At 44.4% G+C, this 4,463-nt stretch carries 5 protein-coding genes; 3 read left to right on the top strand and 2 right to left on the bottom strand.

The window, feature by feature from the left end; all coding sequences use genetic code 11:
• Nucleotides 1-135 precede the first annotated feature (135 nt).
• Entirely contained in the window at nt 136-540 is a 405-nt protein-coding gene (locus BCT81_RS08635) for a hypothetical protein (protein WP_004737389.1), read from the top strand.
• 74 nt (nt 541-614) lie between these two features.
• Here the strand turns inward: BCT81_RS08635 and BCT81_RS08630 are convergent, their stop codons facing one another.
• The gene (locus BCT81_RS08630; protein ID WP_102423859.1) at nt 615-1,208 is read right to left on the bottom strand and encodes a hypothetical protein; all 594 of its coding nucleotides are present in this window, start codon (nt 1,206-1,208) and stop codon (nt 615-617) included.
• Between the two features lie 145 nt (nt 1,209-1,353).
• On the opposite strand from BCT81_RS08630, the gene BCT81_RS08625 reads away from it, so the two are divergent.
• Nucleotides 1,354-1,443 (top strand): YnhF family membrane protein, encoded by a 90-nt coding sequence (locus BCT81_RS08625; protein ID WP_100205969.1) that lies wholly within the window; start codon nt 1,354-1,356, stop codon nt 1,441-1,443.
• Between the two features lie 41 nt (nt 1,444-1,484).
• Nucleotides 1,485-2,699: a DUF6363 domain-containing protein gene (locus BCT81_RS08620; RefSeq protein ID WP_102423858.1), complete on the top strand. Its 1,215-nt coding sequence runs from the start codon at nt 1,485-1,487 to the stop codon at nt 2,697-2,699.
• 133 nt (nt 2,700-2,832) lie between these two features.
• Here the strand turns inward: BCT81_RS08620 and pyk are convergent, their stop codons facing one another.
• Nucleotides 2,833-4,278, bottom strand: a complete 1,446-nt coding sequence (gene pyk / locus BCT81_RS08615) for a pyruvate kinase (RefSeq protein WP_102423857.1) — start codon at nt 4,276-4,278, stop codon at nt 2,833-2,835.
• Nucleotides 4,279-4,463 lie beyond the last annotated feature (185 nt).

Raw genomic sequence — 4,463 nt, 5'->3', positions numbered from 1 at the left:
CAGTTATTTACCTCTCATTTGAAACTAATCACCTATGATCATCATCTTTGATGGTCTGCTATCTTTAACTTTATGATGACAAATGGTGTTGGTTTTTAGTTAACCTACCGCTTTTTGAAACAGTTTGAGAATACTATGAAACATCGTTACTTGATTGGCCTTATGTGCGGCAGCCTCACCTCTCTTGCTCATGCTTCTGAAGCTCCTGCGTTAGAAGTTGGTTTAGCCGTTGACCAAGATCTGAGTGCCGTTGTTGAGTTTGACCAGAAATACCGTGTCACTGTTGGCAATGACGGTGCTGCATTTGATTATATTTGGAAGCGTGGTCAGTTTGAGACAGAAGCGCCGTTAAGCTGGTATGTTGGTGCGGGTGCATGGGCAGAGTGGAATGACGACTTTGGTTTGCGTTTACCGCTAGGTGTCAAAGTGAACTTCTATGAAGGTTGGAATGCTTACGCACAGCTTCACCCAGAACTCGATATGTACAAAGGCGTTGAGTTACAACTAGGTGGTGCTTTGGGCGTGACCTACAAGTTCTAAGGTTGAACTTCAAACGAGCTACAGCAAAAAGCCAGCGCATCGCTGGCTTTTTCATTTTTAGCATTTATTGCCATCTAGAAAGTAAAACTTAATCCGATATTAGCTTGGAATTGATTCATCCAATCGGTATCAAAACGAATAATGCAGTCTTGCCCATTGCTTGGGATGTTACATACACCTGTTGTGTCGTTATCAACCACTGTTCCTAACCAACGAACTTGGGTATTCAGCGCCAAGCGATCGCTCAATTTATATTCTAAGCCGCCAAAGATTGACGTAGAGAAGCCGTATTTATCTTTCGCCCAGTCTACATCGACATATGAGGCGCCAAGGCCTAAGCCTAGGTATCCAGACAATACCGAGGAAGCCGGGTAGTAAATGCTACTTTGAAAGTGCAGATATTGGATCGAAGAGCTCAGGTTGAGCGTTTCTAATTCAGAGCTTTGGTTTGAGTAAAAGAAACCAACACGCCCTTTCTCAAGTGGTGTCTCAATCGCAAAGGTGTAGTTTTCAGATCCTTTCATGTCATAGGTTTTGCCATCTTGATCTTCGACACTACCACCGCCGGTATAACCAACCATCGGAGTAATAATGATCTCCGGTGAGGCATAAACACTCGAAGCCGAGAGAAGCGCAACTAACATCGTCATATTTACTTTGTTATTCATGAGTATATCCTTATCCATACACCTACTAATTGTGATGGTTACATCAATATCGTGCGACTAATTTCGACGATTCTTGAAGATACTTCACACACCTGATAGTACTTAAATAGAGACTCGACAAATTAATAATAAGCCAGAGGTGTCTATGGAACATAATCTGAAAAATGCCCTACAAATTACAGCGTTTATTTACTTCGTCATTCTTTCATTTGGCTTTATTGCGATTGGTAGTTAATACCATTTATTGCGAGGCTGAGTTTTTATACTCAGGGAATAATGAATAGTGGGATTGTAACCAATATTGATACAGCAATAGACTTAGATTATTACGCTAAGTTTATTGCTGGTAAAACAGCACTGGTCGCTCAAGGTGGCGGGCAGAGAAGTATTTTTACTTCAGGCGTTCTCGACGCTTTTCTCCTTTCTAATTTTGACCCTTTCGATGAATTTTTCGGCACCTCGGCAGGTGCGCTTAACTTATGTGCCTATTTGTGCCGTGATAAAGGCTTAGGGCGTTCTTTTGTCCTTGACCTTACCACGTCTCCAGAGTTCTTTAATCTGTTCTCTTACATACGGCACAGGAAGAATTTAGGGCTTGAGTGGGCCTTAGAGCAAATCATGGCTTACCCTTATAAGCTCGATCTTGATTTAGGGCGGCAAACCTTAGGTGAACGCCACTTCTATGCGGCGGTAACGGATTCTAAAGATTTACGAGATCACTACTTTCCTCTATTGGGGGACGATTGGTACAAAGTGATGATTGCGACTTGTGCCATCCCTCGCTTGTACAATGATGAGATCTTGATTGGTGATAGCGCTTATGTGGATGGCGGTGTGTCTGCTTCTATTCCAGTTCAAGAAGCGTGGCGTAGGCAAGCTCGTTCTATAGTGGTGATTCGTACTGAACCAGTAACGGATGAAGAGGGGAGACCGCTAGTTCAAGCGCCGCAGCAACAACAGAAAATCCAAGCACCTAAACCGGTAACCGCCGAGGAGCTGGAGTGGTTCCGAGAATCGTTCGATAGTGTTCAAGGCCATTGGCAACAAAAAGTGGAGCAATGGAAGACGGACTGGACCTCTTTCTTCCAGCAGCAGATCCTACGCTCTAAAGAACAGAAGCGTGACCGTGGGCATTTAGATTTACTTAATGGCGGTCGATGGTTGTTTGGTGCTGATGATATTTACCGTTTAAGCCATTTAATTGGTGATAAGTTTGATTCTGGGTTGGCCGACATGTTGATGGTACACTACCAAACTTACTCGTTGACTCAAGACTTTTTGAATTCTCCTCCGGATGATGCCTTTGTGGTGCAGATCGCGCCAAGTAAACCGTTAAAATCGAGCTCTTTAATGAGTGACAAAGAAGATTTGCTCCATGATTACGAATTGGGTTTAGAAGCCGGCTATCGATTCGTTGAAACTTATACCACAACAGAAAACGCTCGCAGTTCCCATATGCCGCAATTGGCAAGCATTGTTATTGATAAATAATACGGGCGGAATGCTATAGCTAGCTTTGTTGAGATAACATACTGAAATGAAAAAAGGGTTATTGAACTTAGTTCGATAACCCTTTTACTTTTATCTCATGTTGTCGCTGTTTTTTTGCTTCATCTGCTTTTAGCTAGGTGACAGGTAGGATTCTCATACAGTTGGTTGAGCCAGCCACGTCCATGATATCGCCTTGAGTAATGATCACGAGATCACCAAACTTGAGATGACCTTTCTCTTTTAAGCAAGCAAGTGTCGATAGTGCAATGTCAAAGCTATCTTTGGCTTCTGTCTCAAAATAGATAGGGGTTACGCCTCGATACAAGGTACAACGGTTTAGCGTTCCTTCGTTACGAGACAAAGCGTAGATAGGCATGTCCGCACTTAAGCGAGACATCATCAAAGCAGTGCGCCCAGACTCAGTCAGCGTGACTACACCTTTAATGCCTTCCATGTGGTTGGCAGAGTAGATGGTTGCCATTGATACTGTTTCTTCTGCTGTCACGAAAGTGCGGTCAATTCGGTAGTTGGACTGATTGACGCTTGCCATCTTCTCGGCACCCACACACACTTCAGCCATCGATTTTACCGTCTCTACTGGGTATTGTCCGGCAGCGGTTTCACCAGACAGCATTACCGCATCAGTACCATCAAGCACTGCGTTCGCTACATCCATTACTTCAGCACGGGTAGGCATTGGAGCGGAGATCATTGATTCCATCATCTGAGTTGCAGTGATGATAGTGCGATTAAGGGCTCTAGCGCGGCGTATAAGCTGTTTTTGTACACCGACCAACTCTGGGTCTCCAATTTCTACTCCGAGGTCACCACGAGCCACCATGACCACATCTGAAGCCATTATGATGTCATCCATGTTCTCAACGGTCGATACTGTCTCTGCTCGCTCTACTTTGGCGACCAGGTGAGCTTCTAAACCTGCTTCACGCGCAAGTTGGCGAGCGTAGTGCATGTCTTCGCCGTTACGAGGGAAAGAGACAGCGAGATAATCGACTTGGATTTGGGCGGCGGTGACGATGTCTCGTTTGTCTTTGTCGGTTAGCGCTTCTGCAGAAAGCCCACCGCCTTTTTTGTTGATGCCTTTGTTGTTGGATAGCGGGCCGCCAATGATGACTTCGGTATGAACGCGACAACCTTCGACCTTGGTGACTTTGAGTTGCACACGTCCATCATCAAGTAACAGAATGTCGCCGGCTGAGACATCATTCGGCAGCTCTTTGTAGTCGAGGCCAACGGCTTCTTGATTGCCTTCGCCTAAACCTAGGCTGCTGTCGAGGGTGAATTCATCACCAACAGCCAGTTGAATCTTTCCATCTCTGAATGTCGACACACGAATCTTGGGACCTTGAAGGTCGCCGAGAATAGCGATTTGTGTCCCCAGTTTTTTTGCGATTGCTCTGACTTTTTCTGCACGTTGTATATGGTCGTCGCTGCTGCCGTGGGAGAAGTTCATACGAACAATATTGGCACCGGCTTTGATGATCTCTTCAAGCACGTTACCTTTATCGGTAGAAGGGCCTAGCGTTGTGACGATTTTCGTTTTTCTTAATTCAGCTGTCATGAATACTCCTAGAGTGAGGCCAGTAATCTTTTTAAAAGACTGAATTAAGTATATGCACTAATTGATAATTTATTGGGAGCTAGGAGGATATTTCTTGATTTGCCTTTAATTATTGAATTCAGGGCTCAAACGCGATGTTTTATTATGAAAATTAAGTCGTAAATTATCGATGTGGGTGTTAATTT

It is taken from the genome of Vibrio sp. 10N.261.52.A1 (genome assembly GCF_002876325.1).
Lineage (GTDB): Bacteria > Pseudomonadota > Gammaproteobacteria > Enterobacterales > Vibrionaceae > Vibrio > Vibrio chagasii.
The sequence above is the reverse complement of the archived record's forward strand: the minus strand, read 5'-3'. Positions and strand labels throughout refer to the sequence as shown.

Coding starts and splice junctions, on each gene's coding strand:
- BCT81_RS08635 (WP_004737389.1), top strand. CDS start 136: ATGAAACATCGTTACTTGATTGGCCTTATGTGCGGCAGCCTCACCTCT.
- BCT81_RS08630 (WP_102423859.1), bottom strand. CDS start 1,208: ATGAATAACAAAGTAAATATGACGATGTTAGTTGCGCTTCTCTCGGCT.
- BCT81_RS08625 (WP_100205969.1), top strand. CDS start 1,354: ATGGAACATAATCTGAAAAATGCCCTACAAATTACAGCGTTTATTTAC.
- BCT81_RS08620 (WP_102423858.1), top strand. CDS start 1,485: ATGAATAGTGGGATTGTAACCAATATTGATACAGCAATAGACTTAGAT.
- pyk (WP_102423857.1), bottom strand. CDS start 4,278: ATGACAGCTGAATTAAGAAAAACGAAAATCGTCACAACGCTAGGCCCT.